Annotated in this window: 21 protein-coding genes; 17 read left to right on the top strand and 4 right to left on the bottom strand. The window is 36.0% G+C overall.

Annotated features, from left to right (window positions below; genetic code table 11):
- Positions 1 to 9: 9 nt before the first annotated feature.
- The 6 genes from BLE01S_RS09195 to BLE01S_RS09170 all read left to right on the top strand — a co-directional run bounded on the left by BLE01S_RS09195 (position 10) and on the right by BLE01S_RS09170 (position 7,202).
- Positions 10 to 462 (top strand): TlpA disulfide reductase family protein, encoded by a 453-nt coding sequence (locus BLE01S_RS09195; protein WP_066140141.1) that lies wholly within the window; start codon positions 10 to 12, stop codon positions 460 to 462.
- 255 nt (positions 463 to 717) lie between these two features.
- On the top strand, positions 718 to 2,472 hold the full coding sequence (locus BLE01S_RS09190; protein WP_066140139.1) for an ABC transporter ATP-binding protein: 1,755 nt from the start codon (positions 718 to 720) through the stop codon (positions 2,470 to 2,472).
- Positions 2,473 to 2,481: 9 nt separating this feature from the next.
- On the top strand, positions 2,482 to 4,308 hold the full coding sequence (locus BLE01S_RS09185) for an ABC transporter ATP-binding protein (protein WP_066140137.1): 1,827 nt from the start codon (positions 2,482 to 2,484) through the stop codon (positions 4,306 to 4,308).
- Positions 4,309 to 4,426: 118 nt separating this feature from the next.
- Positions 4,427 to 5,599, top strand: coding sequence for an MFS transporter (locus tag BLE01S_RS09180; RefSeq protein WP_066140134.1), 1,173 nt, complete (start codon positions 4,427 to 4,429; stop codon positions 5,597 to 5,599).
- Between the two features lie 151 nt (positions 5,600 to 5,750).
- Entirely contained in the window at positions 5,751 to 6,203 is a 453-nt protein-coding gene (locus BLE01S_RS09175; protein WP_066140131.1) for a general stress protein, read from the top strand.
- 147 nt (positions 6,204 to 6,350) lie between these two features.
- Entirely contained in the window at positions 6,351 to 7,202 is an 852-nt protein-coding gene (locus BLE01S_RS09170; protein WP_066140128.1) for a CvfB family protein, read from the top strand.
- A 172-nt stretch (positions 7,203 to 7,374) separates the two neighbouring features.
- Here the strand turns inward: BLE01S_RS09170 and mgtE are convergent, their stop codons facing one another.
- The gene (mgtE, locus tag BLE01S_RS09165) at positions 7,375 to 8,754 is read right to left on the bottom strand and encodes a magnesium transporter (protein WP_231955828.1); all 1,380 of its coding nucleotides are present in this window, start codon (positions 8,752 to 8,754) and stop codon (positions 7,375 to 7,377) included.
- Positions 8,755 to 8,944: 190 nt separating this feature from the next.
- Between mgtE and BLE01S_RS09160 the strand changes: the two genes are divergently transcribed.
- From BLE01S_RS09160 to BLE01S_RS09135, 6 genes are all read left to right on the top strand, one after another.
- Complete coding sequence (locus tag BLE01S_RS09160; protein WP_066140126.1) at positions 8,945 to 9,298, top strand: lmo0954 family membrane protein; 354 nt, start codon at positions 8,945 to 8,947, stop codon at positions 9,296 to 9,298.
- A gap of 13 nt (positions 9,299 to 9,311) precedes the next feature.
- Positions 9,312 to 9,974, top strand: coding sequence for a PspA/IM30 family protein (locus BLE01S_RS09155; protein WP_066140123.1), 663 nt, complete (start codon positions 9,312 to 9,314; stop codon positions 9,972 to 9,974).
- A 150-nt stretch (positions 9,975 to 10,124) separates the two neighbouring features.
- Positions 10,125 to 10,844, top strand: a complete 720-nt coding sequence (liaF, locus tag BLE01S_RS09150; protein ID WP_066140118.1) for a cell wall-active antibiotics response protein LiaF — start codon at positions 10,125 to 10,127, stop codon at positions 10,842 to 10,844.
- Positions 10,841 to 11,884, top strand: a complete 1,044-nt coding sequence (locus BLE01S_RS09145; protein ID WP_066140115.1) for a sensor histidine kinase — start codon at positions 10,841 to 10,843, stop codon at positions 11,882 to 11,884. Before liaF ends, BLE01S_RS09145 begins: the two co-directional genes overlap by 4 nt.
- Entirely contained in the window at positions 11,877 to 12,512 is a 636-nt protein-coding gene (locus tag BLE01S_RS09140; RefSeq protein ID WP_066140112.1) for a response regulator transcription factor, read from the top strand. The genes BLE01S_RS09145 and BLE01S_RS09140 overlap by 8 nt, the downstream gene beginning before the upstream one ends.
- A gap of 321 nt (positions 12,513 to 12,833) precedes the next feature.
- On the top strand, positions 12,834 to 13,517 hold the full coding sequence (locus BLE01S_RS09135; protein WP_066140109.1) for a potassium channel family protein: 684 nt from the start codon (positions 12,834 to 12,836) through the stop codon (positions 13,515 to 13,517).
- 114 nt (positions 13,518 to 13,631) lie between these two features.
- On the opposite strand, the gene rnjA is transcribed toward BLE01S_RS09135, so the two are convergent.
- Positions 13,632 to 15,299: a ribonuclease J1 gene (gene rnjA, locus BLE01S_RS09130; protein ID WP_066140106.1), complete on the bottom strand. Its 1,668-nt coding sequence runs from the start codon at positions 15,297 to 15,299 to the stop codon at positions 13,632 to 13,634.
- A gap of 3 nt (positions 15,300 to 15,302) precedes the next feature.
- The gene (locus BLE01S_RS09125; RefSeq protein ID WP_066140104.1) at positions 15,303 to 15,515 is read right to left on the bottom strand and encodes a DNA-dependent RNA polymerase subunit epsilon; all 213 of its coding nucleotides are present in this window, start codon (positions 15,513 to 15,515) and stop codon (positions 15,303 to 15,305) included.
- 444 nt (positions 15,516 to 15,959) lie between these two features.
- Here BLE01S_RS09125 and BLE01S_RS09120 point away from each other — a divergent pair, with 444 nt between their 5' ends.
- Positions 15,960 to 16,760 (top strand): Cof-type HAD-IIB family hydrolase, encoded by an 801-nt coding sequence (locus BLE01S_RS09120; RefSeq protein ID WP_174521717.1) that lies wholly within the window; start codon positions 15,960 to 15,962, stop codon positions 16,758 to 16,760.
- A 29-nt stretch (positions 16,761 to 16,789) separates the two neighbouring features.
- On the opposite strand, the gene def is transcribed toward BLE01S_RS09120, so the two are convergent.
- On the bottom strand, positions 16,790 to 17,344 hold the full coding sequence (gene def, locus BLE01S_RS09115) for a peptide deformylase (protein WP_066140098.1): 555 nt from the start codon (positions 17,342 to 17,344) through the stop codon (positions 16,790 to 16,792).
- Between the two features lie 168 nt (positions 17,345 to 17,512).
- Here def and BLE01S_RS09110 point away from each other — a divergent pair, with 168 nt between their 5' ends.
- The 4 genes from BLE01S_RS09110 to BLE01S_RS09095 all read left to right on the top strand — a co-directional run bounded on the left by BLE01S_RS09110 (position 17,513) and on the right by BLE01S_RS09095 (position 22,080).
- Complete coding sequence (locus BLE01S_RS09110; RefSeq protein WP_066140096.1) at positions 17,513 to 18,163, top strand: YkyA family protein; 651 nt, start codon at positions 17,513 to 17,515, stop codon at positions 18,161 to 18,163.
- Positions 18,164 to 18,612: 449 nt separating this feature from the next.
- Positions 18,613 to 19,728 carry a pyruvate dehydrogenase (acetyl-transferring) E1 component subunit alpha gene (pdhA, locus tag BLE01S_RS09105; RefSeq protein ID WP_066140093.1) on the top strand — a complete coding sequence of 372 codons (1,116 nt, stop codon included), beginning with the start codon at positions 18,613 to 18,615 and terminating at the stop codon, positions 19,726 to 19,728.
- A gap of 3 nt (positions 19,729 to 19,731) precedes the next feature.
- Complete coding sequence (locus BLE01S_RS09100; protein ID WP_066140090.1) at positions 19,732 to 20,709, top strand: alpha-ketoacid dehydrogenase subunit beta; 978 nt, start codon at positions 19,732 to 19,734, stop codon at positions 20,707 to 20,709.
- Positions 20,710 to 20,760: 51 nt separating this feature from the next.
- Positions 20,761 to 22,080: a dihydrolipoamide acetyltransferase family protein gene (locus tag BLE01S_RS09095; protein WP_066140087.1), complete on the top strand. Its 1,320-nt coding sequence runs from the start codon at positions 20,761 to 20,763 to the stop codon at positions 22,078 to 22,080.

Here is a 22,080-nt window from a genome sequence, read left to right as displayed (position 1 = left end):
TATCTGTTAATGAAACTATGTGAACCAATGCCGGAGTTAACAGCCCCTACAGAATGGCTTAATGGCCAAGTAACAAAAGAAGAACTAATTGGAGCGATGCCAACTTTATTTCATTTTTGGTCCATTAGTTGTCATCTTTGTAAAGAAGCAATGCCTCAAGTAAATCAAATTCGTGACGAATATAAAGGTAAATTGAATGTTATTGCTGTTCATATGCCACGTTCAGAGAATGATCTTGATTTAGAAGAAATAAAGAAAGTTGCAGCGGAACATAATATAGACCACCCGATTTTTGTAGATAACGAGTCGACATTCGCACTTGCATTGGAAAATCAATATGTACCTGCTTATTATGTTTTTGATAAAGAAGGCAAGTTGCGACACTTCCAAGCAGGTGGTGGCGGCATGGAGATGCTTGAAAAGGGAGTAAATCGGGTACAAGAAGAATCTGAGCAAGTGTAGTAAAAACATCAGTAACTTCCGATCTACATTCATATTTTTTGAAAGACACCCATATAATTGCAGGGTGTCTTTTGTTGTTAGAGTTACTTATTGAAGAAAATCTTGTCTTGGTAAATGCGCTAGGTATAACAGAGTATTTCTAGTGTTTTAAGAATTGAAAAATAATTGGTAAAAATAAGAACTAATACTGGAAATGTATTTCGGAAGTCGATATATTAATTAATACGACAAAAAGTCGTTAGGGGAGGAGATTGTATGGAAACATTTTCAAAGTTAAAGAAGTACTATTGGCCATACAAAAAACATTTCTTCACATCGATGTTCTTTTTGTTGTTTGTGACAGCGATTACAGTAGTTTATCCTGTTATCTTACAACTGACGATTGATGAAGTAGTGTTGAAAGGTCAATTTGCTTGGATTCCTTTATTAGCCTTTGGATTTATTGGGATTATGATTTTTAAAGGGGTGGCTACTTTTATCCAGCAATACACTGGAGATTTGTTTGGAATTAAGTCTGTTTACAGTATGAGAAATGCTTTGTATGAAAAACTGCAATATCTGCCATTTAGATACTATGACAATGCTAAAACTGGAGATTTAATGTCACGGTTAACAGCGGATGTAGAATCGTTTAGATTTTTCTTATCATTCGGATTTTCGGAATTGTTTAGGTTTGTTTTGATGTTAACAGTAAGTTTCAGTATGATGTTTTATTATTCAGTTCCACTTACATTTGCAACGATGATTTCTTTACCATTTTTATTCGTTTCAGTGTATAAATTTGATAGGGCAGTACATCCAGCATTTCGAGGTGTACGGAAATCATTTGGTAAATTGAATACTAATGTCCAAGAGAATTTGTCAGGTATAAACACGGTGAAATCCTTATCACGTGAAGAATTCCAAACTGGGAAGTTCAATCATTCGAACGCAGATTATAAAGACCAAATGATATTTACCTCCAATATTTGGGCTAAGTATTTTCCTTTAATGGAGCTATTAGGTAATGTTTGTGTTTTAGCTTTGCTTTCATATGGTGGATATCTAGTAATTAATAGTTCGTTGACTCCTGGAGAACTTGTAGCTTTTTATAGTTTAGTTGGTTACATTTTATTTCCCATCATGAACTTAGGGTTCACAATTAATATGTTTTCTCAATCGAAGGCGTCAGGTGAACGTTTATTAGAAATCTTGGAAGCGAAAGAGGAAATATTTGATACAGACAATGCGATTAATCCACCACGCTTACAGGGAGATGTTGAATTTAAGCATGTAACTCTGCGCTATGCTGGTGATGATAACGAGGCACTGAAAGATGTTAGTTTTAAAGCCGAACCTGGTAAAATAATTGGCCTAATTGGTGCGACTGGTTCAGGGAAAACAAGTATTACACAGTTGATAACCCGTTTTTATGAGCCAGTTTCTGGTGAAGTATTAATTGATGGAAAAAATGTAAAAGATTATTCATTGAAAGCCCTGAGAAGTAATATCGGGTTCGTACATCAAGAAAGCTTTTTATTCTCATCAACGATTAAAGCGAATATTGCCTATGGAAAGCCTGACGCAACGATGGAGCAAATTATTGATTCCGCCAAAAGAGCAGATGCTCACGAATTTATTATGGAGCTTGAAGAGGGCTATGACACAATTTTAGGTGAGAGAGGATTAGGTTTATCTGGTGGTCAGAAACAAAGAATTTCTATCGCTAGATCTATATGTCTGGACCCTAGTATTCTTATTTTGGATGATGCCACGAGTGCTGTAGATATGGAGACAGAATTTAAAATACAAGAAGCACTTCGTAATGTGATGAAGGGAAGAACAACATTTATTATTGCGCATCGTATTTCTTCTTTAAAGCATGCGGATGAAATTTTGGTGCTCGAAGAAGGAAAAGTTGTTGAAAGAGGAACACACGCACATTTACTTAATAATAAAGGACCATATGAGCGTATTTTTAATATCCAATTTCAAGACCGTGAAACAATATTACAAGGTCAGAGAGGGTGAGGAGTGAAAATGTCAAAGTCAAAAAAAATAAATCCACAGATGTTAGAACGTTTTCGATATTCGACAGAGCAAGTTATTGAAAAACCATTTAATTGGAAGCAAATGTCCCGTCTCATAGGCTATTTAAAACCATATTCAAAGAATCTCCTGCCAGCTTCGATTATAACGGTATTAATCACGACTGCGGTTAGGTTAATCATTCCAATATTAATCGGTGTTTATGCTTTGGATAAGGCAATAAATGAAAGAAAAGATTTTAATATGCTAATGATTGTTGTTGGCATTATTGCTGGATTATTTATACTCTCTTATATCGCAAATATATTTCGAATAAAATGGAGTTATGAGTTAGGGCAAGGGGTCATTTATGATTTAAGGAAACATATTTTTACACATGTGCAAGGTTTGTCGCATCGATTTTTTGATCAACGGTCGGCTGGATCCATTCTTGTTCGAATAATGAACGATACTAATTCACTTCAAGAATTGTTCACGAATGGTGTAATCAATATTTTTATGGATATTCTCATGCTTCTGGGTGTAATTGTTATTTTATTTACGTTAAGCCCGCAGCTTACATTGGCAGTGCTAGTTATTTTACCATTGATGTTTTTCATTTCAACAACATTAAGGAAAAATATACGTAGAGCTTGGCAAAGTATGAGATTAAAGCAATCTAAATTAAACTCGCATTTGAATGAAAGTATACAAGGGATTAGGGTAACGCAGAGTTATACACAAGAAGAAGAGAATATCGCATTTTTTGATGGAGTAAATCATGAAAACTATGAAGCTTGGAGGATTGCTTCAAAAAAGAGTGCGATGTTCCGTCCACTTGTGGAAGTGACAAATGCTATAGGTTCAGCTGTTCTCATTTGGTTTGGAGCACATTTAATTCAAGCAGATAGCCTAACATTGGGAGAGTTTGTATCCTATGCTTTTTATCTAGGAATGTTTTGGGAGCCTATCTCAAGGTTAGGTCAAGTATATAATCAATTATTGATGGGGATGGCTTCGTCAGAGCGTATATTTGAATATTTAGATGAAAGACCAATTGTTCATGAGAGAAAAGATGCGATTGAATTAAAAAATATCGCAGGTGAAATACAATTTGACCAAGTTGAATTTTCCTACGATGATAAACGAAAGGCATTAAAAGGAATTTCATTTGAAATGAAGCCTGGTCAAACATTTGCTTTAGTAGGGCACACTGGATCCGGTAAATCAACGATTGCTAATTTGATTACTCGTTTTTATGATCCAACAGGAGGGTCTGTAAAAATTGATGGTCTAGATTTGCGAGAGGTTTCTTTGCAAAGTGTACGCCAGCAAATTAGCGTCGTTCTCCAAGAAACATTTATCTTTTCCGGTACAATTATGGAAAATATTCGCTTTGGTAGACCATCAGCAACGGATGATGAAGTAATAGCTGCCGCTCGCGCGATCGGAGCCAATAAATTTATTGATAAATTGCCGTATGGGTTTGAAACGGAAGTGGAGGAGCGTGGCAATATATTATCAGTCGGTGAACGGCAGTTATTATCTTTTGCCCGCGCACTTTTAGCAGATCCTAAAATTATTATATTGGACGAAGCAACTGCAAGCATCGATACAGAAACGGAAGTCCAAATTCAGCATGCGTTAAAGACACTACTAAATGGCAGGACTTCTATTATTATTGCCCATCGCCTTTCCACGATTAGAGATGCTGACAAAATTTTTGTTCTTGAAAGAGGGCATATTATTGAAGAAGGAAATCATGATCAGCTTATGGATGAAAAAGGTGAATATTATCGTCTTATAAAAGCGCAATTTAAAGTGATGGAAGCAATATAGTAAAGAAGAGGGGTGCCTGTACTCATGCACATCCTCTTCTTTATCTTTTACTTATTGTATTTATTTCAGACGATATTAAACTTAAACTACATAAAAATAAACGAAGGGATTACATACAATGCTTCCTTTATCATTATTTAATTTCTTTTATTATTGGACGATTTCATTAATCAATGCCTTTTTACCATTGTTTTTTCAATTTAAAGGAATGGACCCTACTAAGATTGGATTACTGTTGGCAGTTGGTCCTTTTATTGCAATTTTTGCCCAACCACTTTGGGGGTTTATTTCTGATAGACGCCAAACAGCGAAGAACATTATATTATTATTGCTCATCCTTTCCTTTATAACAAGTACAGGTATCTTTTTTGGCACAACTATAATAATTTTGGTGATAGCCATGTTAGTATTCCACTTTTTTATGTCGCCAGTTCAGCCTCTTCTTGAAAGCATGTCGACAGCATATGCACAAGAAAAAGGTGTTAGTTACGGTTCGATTCGTATTTGGGGATCTATCGGTTTTGCTATTGCCTCCATCACTATTGGTTATTTGATCGGGGAAGTAGGAATTCAATATTTATGGTTTGTTTATGCAACATTAATTATTCTAGCATTTATTATTGCAACTAGACTAAAAGATTCGCAAGTAAAGAGGCTACCAATCACTACAATTGCAATAAAAAGTACTTTCAAAAATCCAAAGTATTTGTTTTTTTTGATTGCGGCATTATTTATCGGTACAACGACTAGAATGAACGATGGAATGCTAGGCCTATATTTAAAGAATCTCGGTGCATCTGAAGGTCAAATTGGTTTGGCTTGGATGGCATCCTCCTTAAGTGAAGTACCTGTAATTGGTTTGATGTATTTTTTAATGAAAAGAATACCATTATTAGTTTTGATTGGTATGTCGGGGTGTTTCTATTCACTTCGTTGGTTTTTATATGCAAATCTTACCGACCCGACGATGCTTGTGCTATCACAAACAATGCATAGTATTACATTTGCTATATTCATGGTTGCTAGCCTGCAGTATGTCGCAGCAATTGTTCCAAGAGAAATGCTAGCCACTGGGCAGACAATATATTTTGCTACATATGCTGGGCTTGGTGCCATTATTGGTAATTCGGCAGGTGGATATTATATGGATCTTTACGGGGCAGCGTTTATTTATAAGGGAGCATCAGTATTTGCGCTTATTGGTACTTGTATCTGTTTTATTATGTATATGAAAAGTCAAAAAAACAAAGAAAGCAAACAAATAGAAAGCAAACAAATATTAGAAGTTTGATTCTTTCATCTAAGCTAACCGATGCCTTAAATATCTAAGCATTCATTTTATTTGAAGCCATAACCCTATCTAGCAACGATAAAACAATCCTTCGTTTAGTTGTAAAAAAGACAGGGTAATTTCATAGTAGTATAGGAATGGAGGAATTAATATGGAGAATAGATATATAGTTGGCACATATGAAACTGAACAGGATGCAATTGATGCAATTGGGAGATTAAAGAACGAGGGTTTTCGCTCCGAAGATATATCAATTATTAGTAAAAATCGTGATAATACGGATTATATAACGGAAGAAACAGATACACATGTAGTAGAGGGTACGGCAACTGGTGTGGCAACAGGAGGTCTTCTCGGTGGTCTAGGAGGTGTTTTAACTGGTCTTGGAGCATTAACAATACCTGGGCTTGGAGCTATTGTGGCTGCAGGTCCGATTATTGCGGGCCTGACAGGGGCTGCGGCAGGAGCGGGAATAGGTGGACTTGCTGGAGCATTGATTGGTATGGGAATACCAGAGGATGAAGCGGAGCTTTATAATGAATATGTAAATGAAGGGAAGATTCTTGTGATAGTTGACCGCCGTACTAAAGATTCCATCTTGTAATAATTAGAGGAAAAACCACTTCTTTCTGAAAGGAGTGGTTTTTTCTCATGACAAAGAACAATTAACTATCATTATACGCTCCTATGTGGGCATGTTATAATCAAGTATTATGAGAGTGATCTATTTATTGAAAGCAGGGGATTTATAATGGAAGCTGGAACAGTTGTGAACTTAAGCGTGGTTCGTAAAGCGCCATTTGGTTATTTTTTATCAGATGGTGAGAAGGATGTATTATTGCACGAGACAGAGGCTTCAAGTGAAGTTAGTCTTGATCAAGAATTAGAGGTGTTTCTCTACCAAGATCATGAAGGTCGTCTTAGTGCAACATCCATCATCCCAAATGTTCAAGTAGGAAAGTATGATTGGGTAGAAGTCGTAGGGGTAAAGAAAAATCTTGGAGTATTTGTTGATATTGGTTTAAAAAAAGATATTCTAGTTTCAATGGATGATTTGCCTGAATTAGATCACTTATGGCCAAATGTTGGAGACAGGCTATATTGTACTTTAAAATTGGATAATAAAGAAAGACTCTTCGGTAAATTGGGGACAGAGGACGTAATGAGAGACCTGTCTATTCCCGCTGAACGTAATCAATTTAATAAGAATATAACTGGTACTGTGTATCGTCTGTTGCTTGCAGGTTCATTTATCATAACGGCCGAAGGATATATGGGCTTTATTCATGAATCAGAGCGTGTGTCAGAGCCTAGGCTGGGACAGCAAATAGAGGGGCGCATTATTGATGTGAAAGAAGATGGGTCAGTAAATGTATCATTATTCCCAAGAAGTTATGAGCAAATGGATATAGATGCGGAAAAGGTTTATAACTATGTAGTTGGTCGTGGCGGATCGATGCCATACAGTGATAAGAGTCTTCCTGAAGAGATTAAACAAAGGTTTGATATGAGTAAAGGCGCTTTTAAAAGAGCGCTAGGAAAGCTTATGAAGGATGGGAAGATTACCCAACGTGAAGGTTGGACACATATAAAAGAAAAATAATAGGGACTAAAAAACAAAGGACATCTGTTTTTTTAGTCCTTTGTTTTTTATAGATGAATGTCACAATTACAAAATTATTATATGTGTGATTGGCTGATAGATTATTTATAGAGTAAAAGTTCTCTAATCATCTTTGATTACTAGTACGTGATGTGTTAATGGAACCCATTACCTAGACTAATTTACTTATAAACCAAGAGGCGATAGTAAAATAGGTAATCAATGAAAAAATATCATTAACTGTTGTAATAAGCGGACCCGAGGCCACAGCGGGATCTAGTTTGAATTTATATAGGATCAGTGGGATAATTGTGCCTGCTAATGTTCCTAGTATCAACGTTAAGAAGAGTGAAGATCCAACGACTAATCCTAAATAAAAGTTTCCTTGCCAAATGAACGCAATAAGGGAAATAAGTATCCCGCAAGTCACTCCGATAATTAGACTAACTTTGAATTCACGGAAGACTAATTTAAAAACTGTTCTTACATCTATTTCTTGTTCAGCTAGTCCTCGAATAACAACTGCCAATGATTGTGTTCCTGTATTCCCAGTCATACCAGCAATTAGTGGCATGAAAAAAGCTAAGGCAACAACTTGGTTTAAAGTTGATTCGAATTTTGCAATGATGCTACCGGAAAGAAGACCGATAAACAATAATATAATTAACCAAGGTAATCTGCGAACAGCAGCCTTAAAAGGTTTTGTATCAAAGTCAATTTCTTTACTGGTTGCAGAAAGTTTAGTGTAGTCATCACTTGCTTCGTGAATGATTATATCCACCATATCATCAAAAGTAATAATTCCGACAAGCTTATCTTCCTCATTTACAACTGGTAATGCTGTAAAATCATATTTACTCAGGAGTCGAGCGATTTCTGCCCTCTTCGTATAAACAGAAACACAGATTACTTGCTCAAACATGATGTTAGCTAATGTTTCATTCATATCTGTGAGGATTAAATCTCTATAAGACACCATGCCAGTTAAATTCCCCAGCTCATCTACTACATATAAATGGTTTATGCTCTCTGAGTAGAGAGCTAGTGATTTAATCTTCTCGACCGCCTCTGCGACAGTGAAAGAAGACCGAATAGAGACATAATTATTCGTCATTAAACTGCCTGCGGAATCAGCTGGATAATCAATCATTTTCTTTATATAGCTCGCATACTGATCATCCATTTCACCTAGGAAATTTTCTAATTGTATTTTAGGAAACTTTCTTAAGAGGGCAGTGAGAAAGGAAGAATCTAATAATGACAATATTTTATTTGCTCTTGTAGGACCAATTTTACTTATCAATTCTAGTTGATGTGTTACATTTAGCTTTTGGATAATACTGGCTAATGTAGAATCCTCTAAATAATGTAAAACAGCTGCGCGATGGCGCTCAGGTAGACTTTGGAAAATGATTGCCATATCATAAGGCTTTTTATTCAAGAAGCAGTTGTTTATTTCATCAAATTGTTCATTTTTTATTTTTTCTATAATATTTAAAGCTTCCTCTTCTTCCCTTTTCTTTGTGATCAATAAACTCCACTGTCCTTTCACTATGTAAATCCCTTTATATTTATAAACCCCTTTTTGATGAGGTTCAAACGTATGTTGTGCTTTCTTAAAGGGATCTTCCTGAACAGGCCTCGGTCTTAGGTCGTAGATAAAAATCAAGCTAAGGCTGGTTTCAGTGGTTTATGTAATCCTTTAAAGTAAAGACATAAGGAAATGAAAGGAGGAAAACAAAATGAAAAAGTTTCTATGGATTACAGCTGCTGTGATTTTAGCAATCATTGCGCTATCGAGCATCGGACCTATTATTGGATTGGCAATTAGCTTGCTCATTGTATATTTTTCATTAAAACAATTTATGGCTACTGACTCCACTGTGATGAAGGTGATTTGGGCTGTGATTGGATTAATTGGAATTTCTGGTTTATTAAGTAGTCTTCCTGCCTTGGTAGGTATCGTAGCAGTTTATATTCTTTACGCAGGTTATAAAAAGTGGAAGCAGACAGATATTGTTCAGCCAGTTGAAACGGAAGATCCATTCGTTGGATTTGATCGCCAATGGAAAGAACTTGAAAACAAAAAAGTATAAGGAGAGGAAAATAATGACAAATATATTTGAGAAAATTAAAGAATCTATAGCAACAGAATTTAGTGAAGTATCAACAATTAAGGAAGCACAAAATCCAATTACGCTACTTAATAAATATGTTCGTGAAAGTGAAGCAGAGGTAGAGAAGGCTGGTAAATTAATCGAAAGACAAAGAATGCTGAAAGATGAGTTTTATAAAGAATTAAGGATTGCCCAATCACTCACCGACAAACGTAAAGAGCAAGTAAATTTGGCTACAGAAGCGAATGCCCATGATTTGGCGGAAACAGCTCTTCGTTATCAAGTACAGGCGGAACAGCAAGTAGAGCGTCTAACGCAATCTTATGAAACAGCTCTAAAACAATTAGGTGACTTAGAACAAAAACATGAAGAAATGAAATTTAAAGTGAAAGATATGCATATTAAAAGGTTAGAATTAATGGGCAGAGAAAATATCCTTTCCATGAAAGAGAAAATGAATAAGGTACTTGATGAATCTGAGTTCGGTAATGCAGCCGAAAAATTTGAAAATATAGAATCTACCTTGAAACAAAAAGAAGCAAATGTGGATAATGAATATGAAATCACAGTCTTTGATGCAAAAATTCAAAAACTCGCAAAAGAGTTGAATAATGTCGAAAAACAAAAAAACTCCATCGAAAACGTGGTACAATAACTATTGTTTGAAGAAGGGCGTTCATTCGCCTTTCTTTATCTAGCTTTGACGATATGTTGTACACCCTCTAGCGTGGATCATGTATCGCTAGATGAGAGCTTTTACTTAACTCTACAGTTGTAAATATCCTAAAAGGAGGGGGAGAATTGGATGAAAAAGATGAGCAAAACGAGTCTAATTGGCTGGTTCATGTTAATAATGGCTGTTGGAATGGGTCTGGAACTTTTCTTTAATTTACGGATATTCATCCCTCTTCTAGTTGGGATATTCCTCATTTATTCAAGTATAAGAACTGGAAAAAAAGGAAGGAAAAATGTCTATCTAATTATCGGTATCTCTTTAATAGCGATAGCAATTTTATCTTCAACCTTTTTCAAGTTTTTTATAATTGCTGCAGTTATTTATATCCTCATACAATATTCAAAAAATAAAAAAGAACCACAAAAGATAATTGTGGAGACAATGGCACCTGACCCCAAACCTAGCTATAGAAAGAGAACTCCGTTTATAACTAATAGATTTACTGGAAATAAGAGAATCGTAAATGAAGTATTCGAATGGGATGATATTAATATCCAGTGTGGATTTGGTGATACAGTTATCGATCTTGGAATGACTATGTTGCCACCAGGTGAAAGTGTAGTCGTAATCAGAAGCTTAGTAGGAGATATTCAACTACTTGTTCCATTTGATGTAAATATCCATATAAACCATTCGACAATTAGCGGTAAATTAAGGATATTTAATGAGGAATCAGAACATTTTAATTCGAACATTATTTATTATCCTGATGGTGGGGAAGAGGCTTTACGAACGGTAAAGATCATTACAAATGTGATGGTCGGTAACGTTGAGGTGAAGCGGATATGAGAACGCAAAAAACCTTTTCTATCTACTTTGCTTCTGCAACAGTAACAGCGTCTCTATTTGTAGGTATTGTATTACTCTTAAGTATTGATGCCAATTGGTACGACGCGTTATTACAAAAAAAGGTATTTCTTATTCCGAGTGGCATTTTTATTTTGGTTACAAGTATTCTATTCGGAGCTGTAACTGGTTGGATTATTGGAACCGCAGTTCATCATAAAAACGAGGAAATTGCAGCAAGTCTGTTGGAGATAGAACAAGGTAATTATCTTTTTGATAATGAAAGTGCGAAGTATAAGGATGGCTTTATCTGGGAAAAGATTGCTAACATTTCTCTGCGCTTAAAAGAACAAGCGCAAACTCACCAAAAGCTAGCTAGCGAGAGAGTTGATTGGAATAATCAATTAAAGGAAGAACTGCTAACGAAAGAAAGAAACAGGTTAGCTAGAGAACTACATGATTCTGTCAGCCAACAATTATTTGCTGCTACGATGCTACTTTCTGCAATTAATCAAAACCCTGACCCCGCAAGTGATACAGCAATAAAACAACGTAAATTGGTAGAAGGAGTAATAAATGAAGCACAATCAGAAATGAGAGCATTACTTTTGCATTTACGACCTATTCAGCTTGAAGGTAAAAGCTTGAAAACAGGGATGGAAGAAATCTTGTCCGAACTAACTTCTAAATTACCAATGGAAGTAGTGTGGAATATTCAAGACATAAAATTAGATAAAGGTGTCGAGGATCACTTATTTAGAATTTTACAAGAAGCTGTTTCAAATACATTACGTCATGCTAAAGCAAATAGATTGGAAGTTGTTTTAAAATATATGAACCGAATGGTATTTTTGAAAATCGCTGATAATGGGAAGGGCTTTAAAATGGATAGCACTAAAACCAGCTCTTATGGACTAATAAATATGAAAGAACGAGCTTCTGAAATTGGCGGGAATGTAAAAATAGTAAGCATTATTGGAAAGGGTTCAAGCATTGAAGTAAAAGTGCCAATTTTAATGCAAAAGGATGAGGAAAATGATTAAAGTATTATTAGTAGATGATCATGAAATGGTTAGAATCGGAGTCTCGGCGTACCTATCTTTGCAGACAGATATAGAAGTTATTGGCGAAGCAGAAAATGGTTTGCTGGGGGTAGAGCAAGCTTTATCTTTACGTCCAGATATTATCCTGATGGATCTGGTGATGGATGTGATGGATGGGGTGGAAGCTACGAAAGCTATTATAGAAAAATGGCCTGAAGCCAGAATTATTATTGTAACGAGTTTTCTGGATGATGATAAGGTATACCCCGCGCTTGAAGCAGGTGCAGTGAGTTACATCCTAAAAACTTCTAATGCGAATGAAATAGCTGAAGCAATTAGAACAACATCTAAAGGCCAATCTGTTTTAGAACCGGAAGTAACAGGGAAAATGATGGCAAGAATGCAAAGTAGTAAAAATCCTTTACGGCATGAAAGTCTGACAAATAGGGAACATGAAATATTATTATTGATGACTGAGGGGAAAACAAATCAAGAAATTGCTGACCAGCTTTTTATTGGGTTGAAAACAGTAAAAACGCATGTAAGCAATATTTTGGGAAAGCTTGAGGTTCATGACAGGACACAAGCAGTTATATATGCATTCCAAAATAAGCTTGTTAATAAGTGATTTATATATCACAAATGACCTTACGAAAAAAATATTCGTTAGGTTTTTTTTATGAAGAGAAGAAAAGAAAAGTATATTAGAAGCACCGTCCTGAAGTGGAATTCAACGGTTATTCCCCCTTACATTGAGTCTGGATAATTTACTCATTTAATATAATATAGGTGGAAATACGTGACTGCAGATGAGGAAGCGTCCTTCTGGGAAGGTAATTAACTTTTTCAGTTTCATATATCATGTTCCTTGATTCGTACTGTAAAAAGCATGAGTATTTGAATGATTATGTGTTAAAATATGTTCATTAGTTAAGATGGAGGAATAAGCTTGAAAAAACAATTTGCAGTTATTGGTCTTGGGCGCTTTGGCGGTAGTATTTGCCGTGAATTAATGGAAAATGGAATGGAAGTACTTGCCATGGATAAAGATGAAGATAGAGTAAATGAATTTGCCTCGATTGCGACACAAGCAGTTATTGCTGATACAACCGATGAAAGTGTGTTAAAAAGCTTAGGAGTTCGAAACTTTGATCATGTAATTGTTGCGATTGGCGATGATATTCAATCTAGTATATTGACAACGTTAATCTTAAAAGAAGTTGGAGTAAATCATATTACAGTAAAAGCACAAAATGACTATCATGAAAAGGTTTTAAGAAAAATCGGCGCTGACCATGTGGTTCATCCCGAAAGAGATATGGGCAAAAGAATTGCTCATTATATCGTATCAAATAATGTGCTAGATTACCTAGAATTATCTGACGAGTATAGTATAGTCGAAATAAAAGTGAATGACCGTCTAGCTGGACGCACATTGCTGGAGTTAGATGTAAGGGCAAGGTATGGAATCAATATCGTTGCCATAAAAAGAGGAACAGAAATCAATGTATCTCCAGCCGCTGAAGACCCTTTTTGTAAAGACGATATTTTAATTGTTATAGGTGCGGATTCAGATATCAATCGTTTTGAAAAAAAAAGTGATGGAATAAATAGGAGTAATGTAACGCAATAACTAATGCCTTATAAATTTTTATAATTGAAGGGAATGTTCTGTTAGTTACATAAAAAGGGTAAGTGCTTTTCTTAAAGCATCTTACCCTTTTTTCTATGTCTAATCTTTGTCTTTTTAAACTTCCATTATGATCGGCAGGATCATTGGTCTGCGCTTTGTTTTTTCGTAAAGAAATGGTGTTAATGTATCTGTAATTTCAGTTTTGATCTCTGACCATTGCGTCGTTTTTCGATCCATGATTTTATTCAAATGTTTGCCGATCATTTTTTGTGCTTCATGAATTAAGTCTCCAGACTCTCTCATATAGACGAAGCCACGAGAAATGATGTCAGGTCCCGCAGATATCTTATGCTTTTCCATATCAATGGAAACAACGACGATAACAAGCCCTTCTTCGGATAGAATTCTCCGGTCGCGTAAAACGATATTACCGATATCGCCAATGCCCTTTCCATCAATATATATAGAACCTGATGGAATTTTTCCTGCAACATTAGCTGTATTATTTGTTAATGCAAGGACTTCGCCATTATCCATTATGAAACAATTTTCTTCTGGTACATCACATTCAATTGCTAGTTTTGCATGCATTTTTTGCATACGATACTCCCCGTGAATTGGCATGAAAAACTTCGGCTTCATTAATCGAAGCATTAGTTTTTGCTCTTGTTGACCACCATGACCTGAAGTATGGATGTTATTTAAAGAACCAGCAATGACATCTGCGCCTGCACGATAAAGTAAATTGATCGTACGGTTCACGCTAGTTGTATTTCCAGGGATTGGAGAAGATGAAAAAACAACTGTATCTCCAGGTTGGATTTGTATTTGTCTGTGTGTACCATTAGCAATTCTTGATAAGGCTGCCATAGGTTCACCTTGGCTTCCTGTACATAGAATGGTTACTTTGTTAGCTGGAATGCGATTAAGTTGCTGAGTACTTATAAACGTATCTTTTGGAGCGTTTATATAACCAAGATCTTGTCCAATTTCAATTGCTGTATCCATACTTCGACCGAAAACAGCGACTTTTCTGCCGTTTATTACCGCAGCATCAATAACTTGTTGTAGTCGATGGATATTCGATGCAAAAGTAGCAAATATAACCCTGCCTTCTACTTTGCGAAAAATATCATCTATACTGTCTCCAACGCGTCTTTCTGACATAGTAAAGTGTGGAACCTCAGCATTTGTACTATCCGAAAGAAGGCAAAGTACCCCTTCTTTACCGATCTCAGCCATTTTCGTTAAGTTTGCTGGTTCACCGACTGGTGTAAAATCAAATTTAAAATCACCCGTATGGACAATATTCCCTGGTGGTGTTTTAACAACTACACCGTAAGAATCAGGAATACTATGTGTTGTACGGAAAAACGATACGGATGTCTTTCGGAATTTAATGACATCATCTTCTTGAATTTCATATAATTTTGTTTGACGTAAAAGTCCATGCTCTTCCAATTTATTTCTAATCAATCCGAGGGCAAGTTTACCCGCGTAAATAGGGATATTCACTTGACGTAGTAAATAAGGAATCCCACCAATGTGATCCTCATGTCCATGAGTAATAACTAACCCTTTAATATTATCTACATTTTTAACTAAAAAAGAATAATCGGGGATGACATAGTCTATTCCGAGTAACTCATCTTCTGGAAATTTAATCCCCGCATCGATTAATATTATTTCATCTTGAAATTGTACACCGTATGTGTTCTTGCCAATTTCACCCAAACCGCCAAGGGCAAAAACTGCTGTTTGATCATTTTTAACAAATTTCATGACTTAATTAATCTCCTGCAAGGAAAAATCCTCGGATTTTTTTTCATATTCCAAATACGCACCTTCTAAAAGTTGGACATATTCAATATTAATTGGGCGGTCTTTCAGAATATGGCGAACAGCACGTTCATTTTCTGCATCAATATAAAATGTTTTTGTGTTTTCTCGTACCGGAATTTCTGTTTCAATCTCTTGATAATACACTTTAAAAATCATAGTATTCTCTCCTTTGATATGAATTGTTAACCTTAATAATGTGATTTTTTATAGTAAGGAATAACTTTATCTTATTTTTTCATTCACATAATCCGTGTTAAATTAAGTAAGATACATAAAGAATAAGCCCTCCAACAAACAGAGGGGCCTGAATGAAAGCAATTGATTATTAAGCAATTGTTTTTTTTCTAAGCAAATCGTTCCACTGTTTTAAAAGCTTCTTACGTAGCTTTTTTAACATGGTGGATCACTCCTTATATTCTATTTTACCCGATCCTTGTCTAAAGTAAAAGCATCTTGGCATTAGAATGCTCTTTTTTGTGCATATTTTTTGTTTGTATTATATGCTGTTAGGAGATTATTAATCAGAAATCCATGTTTAAGTGACTGTTAAATCATGGAATCTACCCAAATCTATAAATTATAAAAAATGAGGAGTAAGATATAATGAAGAAAATTGTTTTTTTTGATATTGATGGAACATTGCTTGATCACGATAAAAAATTGCCAGCAGCGGTTAAAGATGCTGTCTTGACGCTACAAAAAAATGGAATCTACACAGCGATTGCTACAGGACGTGGGCCGTTTATGATCTCTTATTTACTTAAGGAATTAAATATTAAGTCTTATGTAACTTTTAATGGACAGTATGTAGTATCTGGAAATGAAGTGTTATATAAAAATCCATTTAAAAGTGAGGATTTGAAAAAGTTAGCGGTAGAATCGAAAAAGTATAATCATTCATTGGTTTACATGAATGAAAATACGTTAAAGGCGAATACGGAATTTGATCAAAGAATAGCGGATGCTATGAAAAGTTTAGAAATGCCACATCCCGAGCTTGATCCAAACTTTTATGAAGATAATGATATATATCAAACACTTTTATTTGCTGAGGAAAGTGAATCTGAGTATTTGGAAGACTTTGAGGGGAAACACACATTTATCCGCTGGCATGAGGAAGCATTAGATGTTGTTCCGAAAGGTGGATCCAAGGCAGAAGGAATAAAAAAAATGATTGAAGCGCTTGGATTCAAAATGGAAAATGTCTATGCATTCGGCGATGGGTTGAATGATATAGAAATGTTGAAAACAGTAGGTACTGGTGTTGCAATGGGGAATGCGCATGAAGTTGTCAAAACATATGCAGATTTTGTAACGACAGATGTAGATGATGATGGAATTGTTAATGGGTTAAGAGCAGTTGGTTTGCTCTCGGATTCATTTGAAATTATAAAGAATTAAAAAGAATCCGGGGGAGACCCGGATTCTTTTTATCTGTCTATAGGCATAGCATCTTCTGGAGCATAAAAGGGATCTTGCTTATTGATATGGTCGTAAAACATAATTCCGTTTAAATGATCCAATTCATGTTGGAAAACGATGGCAGGTAACCCGCGTAATCTAAGTTTTATTTCTGATCCATGTTTATCGAACGCCTTGATCGTTACTCGCGAGTATCTTAGAACGTACCCCGGAACATTTCGATCGACAGATAGACAACCTTCGCCAGCAGTCAAATAAGATTTCTCTACGGAATGGCTGATGATTTTCGGATTTATAAGACCATAATGATATTCTTTTCCGTTGTCGTCTTCTAGACGTACCGCGATCATTCTTTTAGAAATATTGATTTGTGGAGCAGCAAGACCTACTCCAGGACGTAAATTATACTTTTCGCTCAAATCATCATCTTGGCTGTTCTTTAAATATTCTTCCATTCTATTCAGAATTTCTATGTCTTCTTGTGAAGGCGGTAATTGAACTTCTTGGGCTACTTCTCTTAATACTTCATGACCTTCTCTGACAATATCTTTCATTAGAATCATATCAGATCCTCCTGTTTCTGCGTTCTTCATAAAAAATAGTGTACCAAATGGAGGCAGAAATGTAAAAGCAGAATATGTGCATTATTGTACAAAGGGGAGGATTGTAGATTGTTGTAAAAAATTGCATATCCCGTTATAGTAAGTAGGGAAATAGTTAGGAGGATTATGATGAAAAAGGTATTAACAAGTACTTTTATATTACTTATTGCGGTATTTGTCGCAGCATGCTCTGCACCCGAAGAGAATATTTATCAAACTTTGGAAGATACTGTGGCAAAAGAGAGTAATTTCGAGAAACAACAAGAACCACTCGCGAAATTGGAAACAGCTGAAAAGGCTATATTTGATGAAATAATGGAGTTAGGTATGAAAGATTTTGAGAAGATTTCTCAAATGGCTGATGAAGGATTGGCTAATTTGGATAAGAGAGAGGATCATTTAAATAAAGAAAAAGAATCGATTAATTCATCAAAAAAAGAATTTGATAAGCTAGATGGAGAAATTGCGAAATTAAAAGAGAAAAATTTAAAAAAACAAGCAGAACAACTTCAAGATTTAATGAAAAAAAGGTATGAAAATTATGAAGAACTATATTCAACATACATAAAAGGAATCGAGGAAGATCGTAAAACTTATGAAATGATAAAAGATAAAGAATTAAAAATTGAGGATTTGCAAAAGCAAATAGAGAATACAAACAAAGTGTATGAAAAAGTATTTGAAGCTAACAGTAAGTTTAATGAGCAAACAGAAAAGTTTAATGAAGCGAAAGCTAAGTTTTACAAAGAAGCAGGAATTAACACGAAAGAAGTAGAATAAATAAAAAAGACAGGAAAATAAACTCTATTTCCTGTCTTTTTTGTCGAAATACATGTTTGGCGCTAATGTATAACAGCTTAAAGAGAAATAATTATCTGTTATATAGATCGTATAGGATTATTAGTACAGTTTGATATGCGTAACTTGTATAATATTCAATTGTTTCGTAAACCTAAGCTTATTCATTGACGGAGTCAGGTACATCATGTAAGATTAGTTTGTGATTGGAAAAACGTTGTATTATATAAGCGAAGAAAAATATTAGTACAGATTCTTTCTTGATATAAAGGAAAATTTTGTTGTTTTTCTTCAGGCGAATTGTGGAAAACCTATTATAGTATTTCTTTTGTTCGCATTTCGATTGCTTTTTATTGCAATGAATTTTCCTTCAAAGGCAATCAAAAATAATGTAAGTAAATAAATTGAAATAGAGAGGACAGGTGGGTTCAATGGCTTCGAATGCAAAGAAAGTTCAATTCGATGCGGTAAAAACGCTCGAAAATATCGAAAGTCAGTTTGAAATGGTTCAAGTTTTGAATGAAAAAGGGGAAATCGTCAATAAGTCCGCTGTTCCCGAAATGACGGATGAGCAATTAGAAGAACTAATGCGCCGTATGGTCTATACAAGAATTCTTGATCAACGTAGCATTTCTCTAAACCGTCAAGGCCGCTTGGGCTTTTATGCTCCAACAGCTGGGCAGGAAGCTTCACAAATTGCTTCTCAATTTGCACTTGAAAAAGATGATTTTATTCTTCCGGGATATAGAGATGTTCCGCAAATTGTATGGCACGGTCTACCACTTTATCAAGCGTTTTTGTGGTCGCGTGGACACTTCATGGGAATGCAATTACCTGAAGGCGTGAATGTTATCCCACCACAAATCATCATTGGAGCACAAATTATTCAAACAGCTGGGGTTGCTCTAGGGTTTAAAAAACGTAATAAAAAAGCAGTCGCTGTTACATACACTGGCGACGGAGGATCTTCACAAGGTGATTTCTACGAAGGTATTAACTTCGCTGGATCATATGGAGCACCTGCTATATTTATTGTCCAAAATAACCAATTTGCTATTTCTACTCCTCGTGATAAACAGACAGCTGGTGCAACAATTGCGCAAAAATCAGTAGCTGCGGGAATCCCAGGCGTTCTTGTAGATGGCATGGATCCATTAGCAGTTTATGCAGTTGTAAAAGAAGCTCGTGAACGTGCCATTAATGGTGGTGGTCCAACGTTAATTGAAACAATGTGCTACCGTTATGGTCCACATACAATGGCAGGGGATGACCCAACTCGCTATCGTACGACTGACGAAGACAGTGAATGGGAAAAGAAAGATCCACTTGTACGTTTCCGTCTGTATCTTGAGAAAAAAGGTATCTGGAACGAAGAGAAAGAAAATGAAGTAATTGAACAAGCGAAAGAAGATATAAAAGAAGCAATTAAAAAAGCGGATGAAGCTCCAAAACAAAAAGTGACTGATTTAATGTCAAATATGTTTGAAACATTACCAGTAAACTTACAGGAGCAATATGAAATTTATACAGAGAAGGAGTCGAAATAAGCCATGGCTCAAATGACTATGATTCAAGCTATTACAGACGCGCTTCGTACAGAATTGCGCAATGATGAAAATGTTCTAGTTTTCGGTGAGGACGTAGGAGTTAATGGCGGAGTTTTCCGCGCTACGGAAGGTTTGCATAAAGAGTTTGGTGAAGATCGCGTATTTGATACTCCGCTTGCGGAATCAGGTATTGGAGGTCTTGCGATTGGTCTAACTACTCAAGGGTTCCGTCCTGTTCCTGAAATCCAATTCTTTGGTTTCGTATTTGAGGTAATGGACTCTATTAGTGGACAAATGGCGCGTTGGAGATTCCGTACAGGGAATACATTTAATGCACCAATTACAATTCGCTCACCATTTGGTGGAGGAGTTTTCACTCCTGAGATGCACGCAGACAGCCTAGAAGGGCTTATGGCACAAACACCAGGATTGAAAGTTGTTATTCCATCTACTCCATATGATGCAAAAGGATTATTAATCTCGTCCATTCGCGACAATGACCCAGTTGTTTTCCTTGAGCATATGAAATTGTATCGTTCTTTCCGTCAAGAAGTTCCGGAAGAAGAGTATACTATTCCACTTGGTAAAGCAGATGTTAAACGGGAAGGTACTGATTTGACGATCATCACTTATGGTGCAATGGTACATGATTCTATTAAAGCAGCTGAAGAACTTGAAAAAGAAGGACATTCTGTTGAAGTTATTGATCTGCGTACAATTAGCCCGCTTGATATCGAAACAATCATTGCATCTGTCGAAAAAACGAACCGTGCAATCGTTGTTCAAGAAGCACAAAAACAAGCAGGAATTGCAGCAAATGTCGTTGCTGAAATCAATGATCGTGCAATCCTTAGCCTCGAGGCACCTGTATTGCGAGTAACTGCACCAGATACTGTTTATCCATTTGCTCAAGCAGAGCCTGTATGGTTACCAAACCATAAAGATATTATGGAAACTGCAAAAAAAGTGCTTGAATTTTAATTGAATGTTAGATAATAGGATTAATTAAGTAATTTCAGGAGGGTGAATAATTTGTCATTCCAATTTAAAATGCCGGATATCGGTGAAGGAATCCATGAAGGTGATATTGTTAAGTGGTTTATTAAACCAGGTGACAAGATCGAAGAGGACGATATTCTTTGTGAAGTTCAAAATGACAAAGCAGTCGTTGAATTACCATCTCCAGTAGCTGGTACAGTTGAAAAGGTACATGTTGAAGAAGGGACAACTGCTACAGTTGGGGATGTGCTTATCACATTTGATGCTCCAGGATATGAGCATCTTCAAGGTGATGACGAAGGCGAAGCTGAGACAGAAGCTAATGTTCAAGCGACAGCTGAAGCTGGACAAGATATTAAAAAAGAAGAAGTAAAACAAGAATCTCAAGCTGGAACTACTGGCGCTGGAGCACAACCTGCTACTGAAGAAGATTCAAATAAATTAATTGTTGCAATGCCATCAGTTCGTAAATATGCACGTGAAAAAGGCGTAAATATTCGCTCTGTATCAGGCTCTGGCAAAAACGGCCGTATTCTTCGTGAAGATATTGACGCTTTCCTTAACGGTGGTCAAGAGACTACTAAAGAGGAAACAGTTCAAACATCTCAAGCTGAAACTAAGGTTGCTTCACCAGTTGTTCCTGAAGGTGAATACCCAGAAACACGCGAGAAAATGAGCGGTATCCGTAAAGCAATTGCAAAAGCGATGGTGAATTCGAAACATACAGCACCACACGTAACGCTTATGGATGAAGTGGAAGTTTCTGCACTTGTTGCGCACCGTAAAAAGTTCAAAGAAGTAGCGGCAGAAAAAGATATTAAGTTAACATTCCTTCCGTATATCGTGAAGGCACTTGTTAGTGCTATGCGTGAGTATCCAATCCTTAATACTTCTATTGATGATGCAACAGATGAAATTGTTCAAAAGCATTATTACAATATCGGAATTGCAGCAGATACGGATAAAGGCTTATTAGTACCTGTTGTTAAGAATGCAGATACAAAATCTGTCTTTGCAGTTTCTCAAGAAATTAATGAGCTTGGAGCTAAAGCGCGTGACGGTAAGCTTGCACCAAATGAAATGAAAGGTGCGTCATGTACTATTTCAAATATTGGTTCAGCGGGTGGCCAATGGTTTACTCCTGTAATTAACCATCCAGAAGTAGCTATCTTAGGTGTTGGACGTATCGCAGAAAAACCAGTAGTTAAAAATGGTGAAATTGTAGCTGCTCCTGTGTTAGCATTATCATTGAGCTTTGATCACCGTGCTATCGATGGTGCGAGTGCTCAAATGGCGCTTAACCAAATTAAGCGATTATTGAATGACCCTGAACTATTATTAATGGAGGCGTAA

The sequence above is a fragment of the Lederbergia lenta NBRC 16444 genome, assembly GCF_001591545.1.
Taxonomy (GTDB): Bacteria; Bacillota; Bacilli; order Bacillales; family Bacillaceae_C; genus Lederbergia; species Lederbergia lenta.
This window is presented reverse-complemented; position numbering and strand designations above follow the sequence as displayed.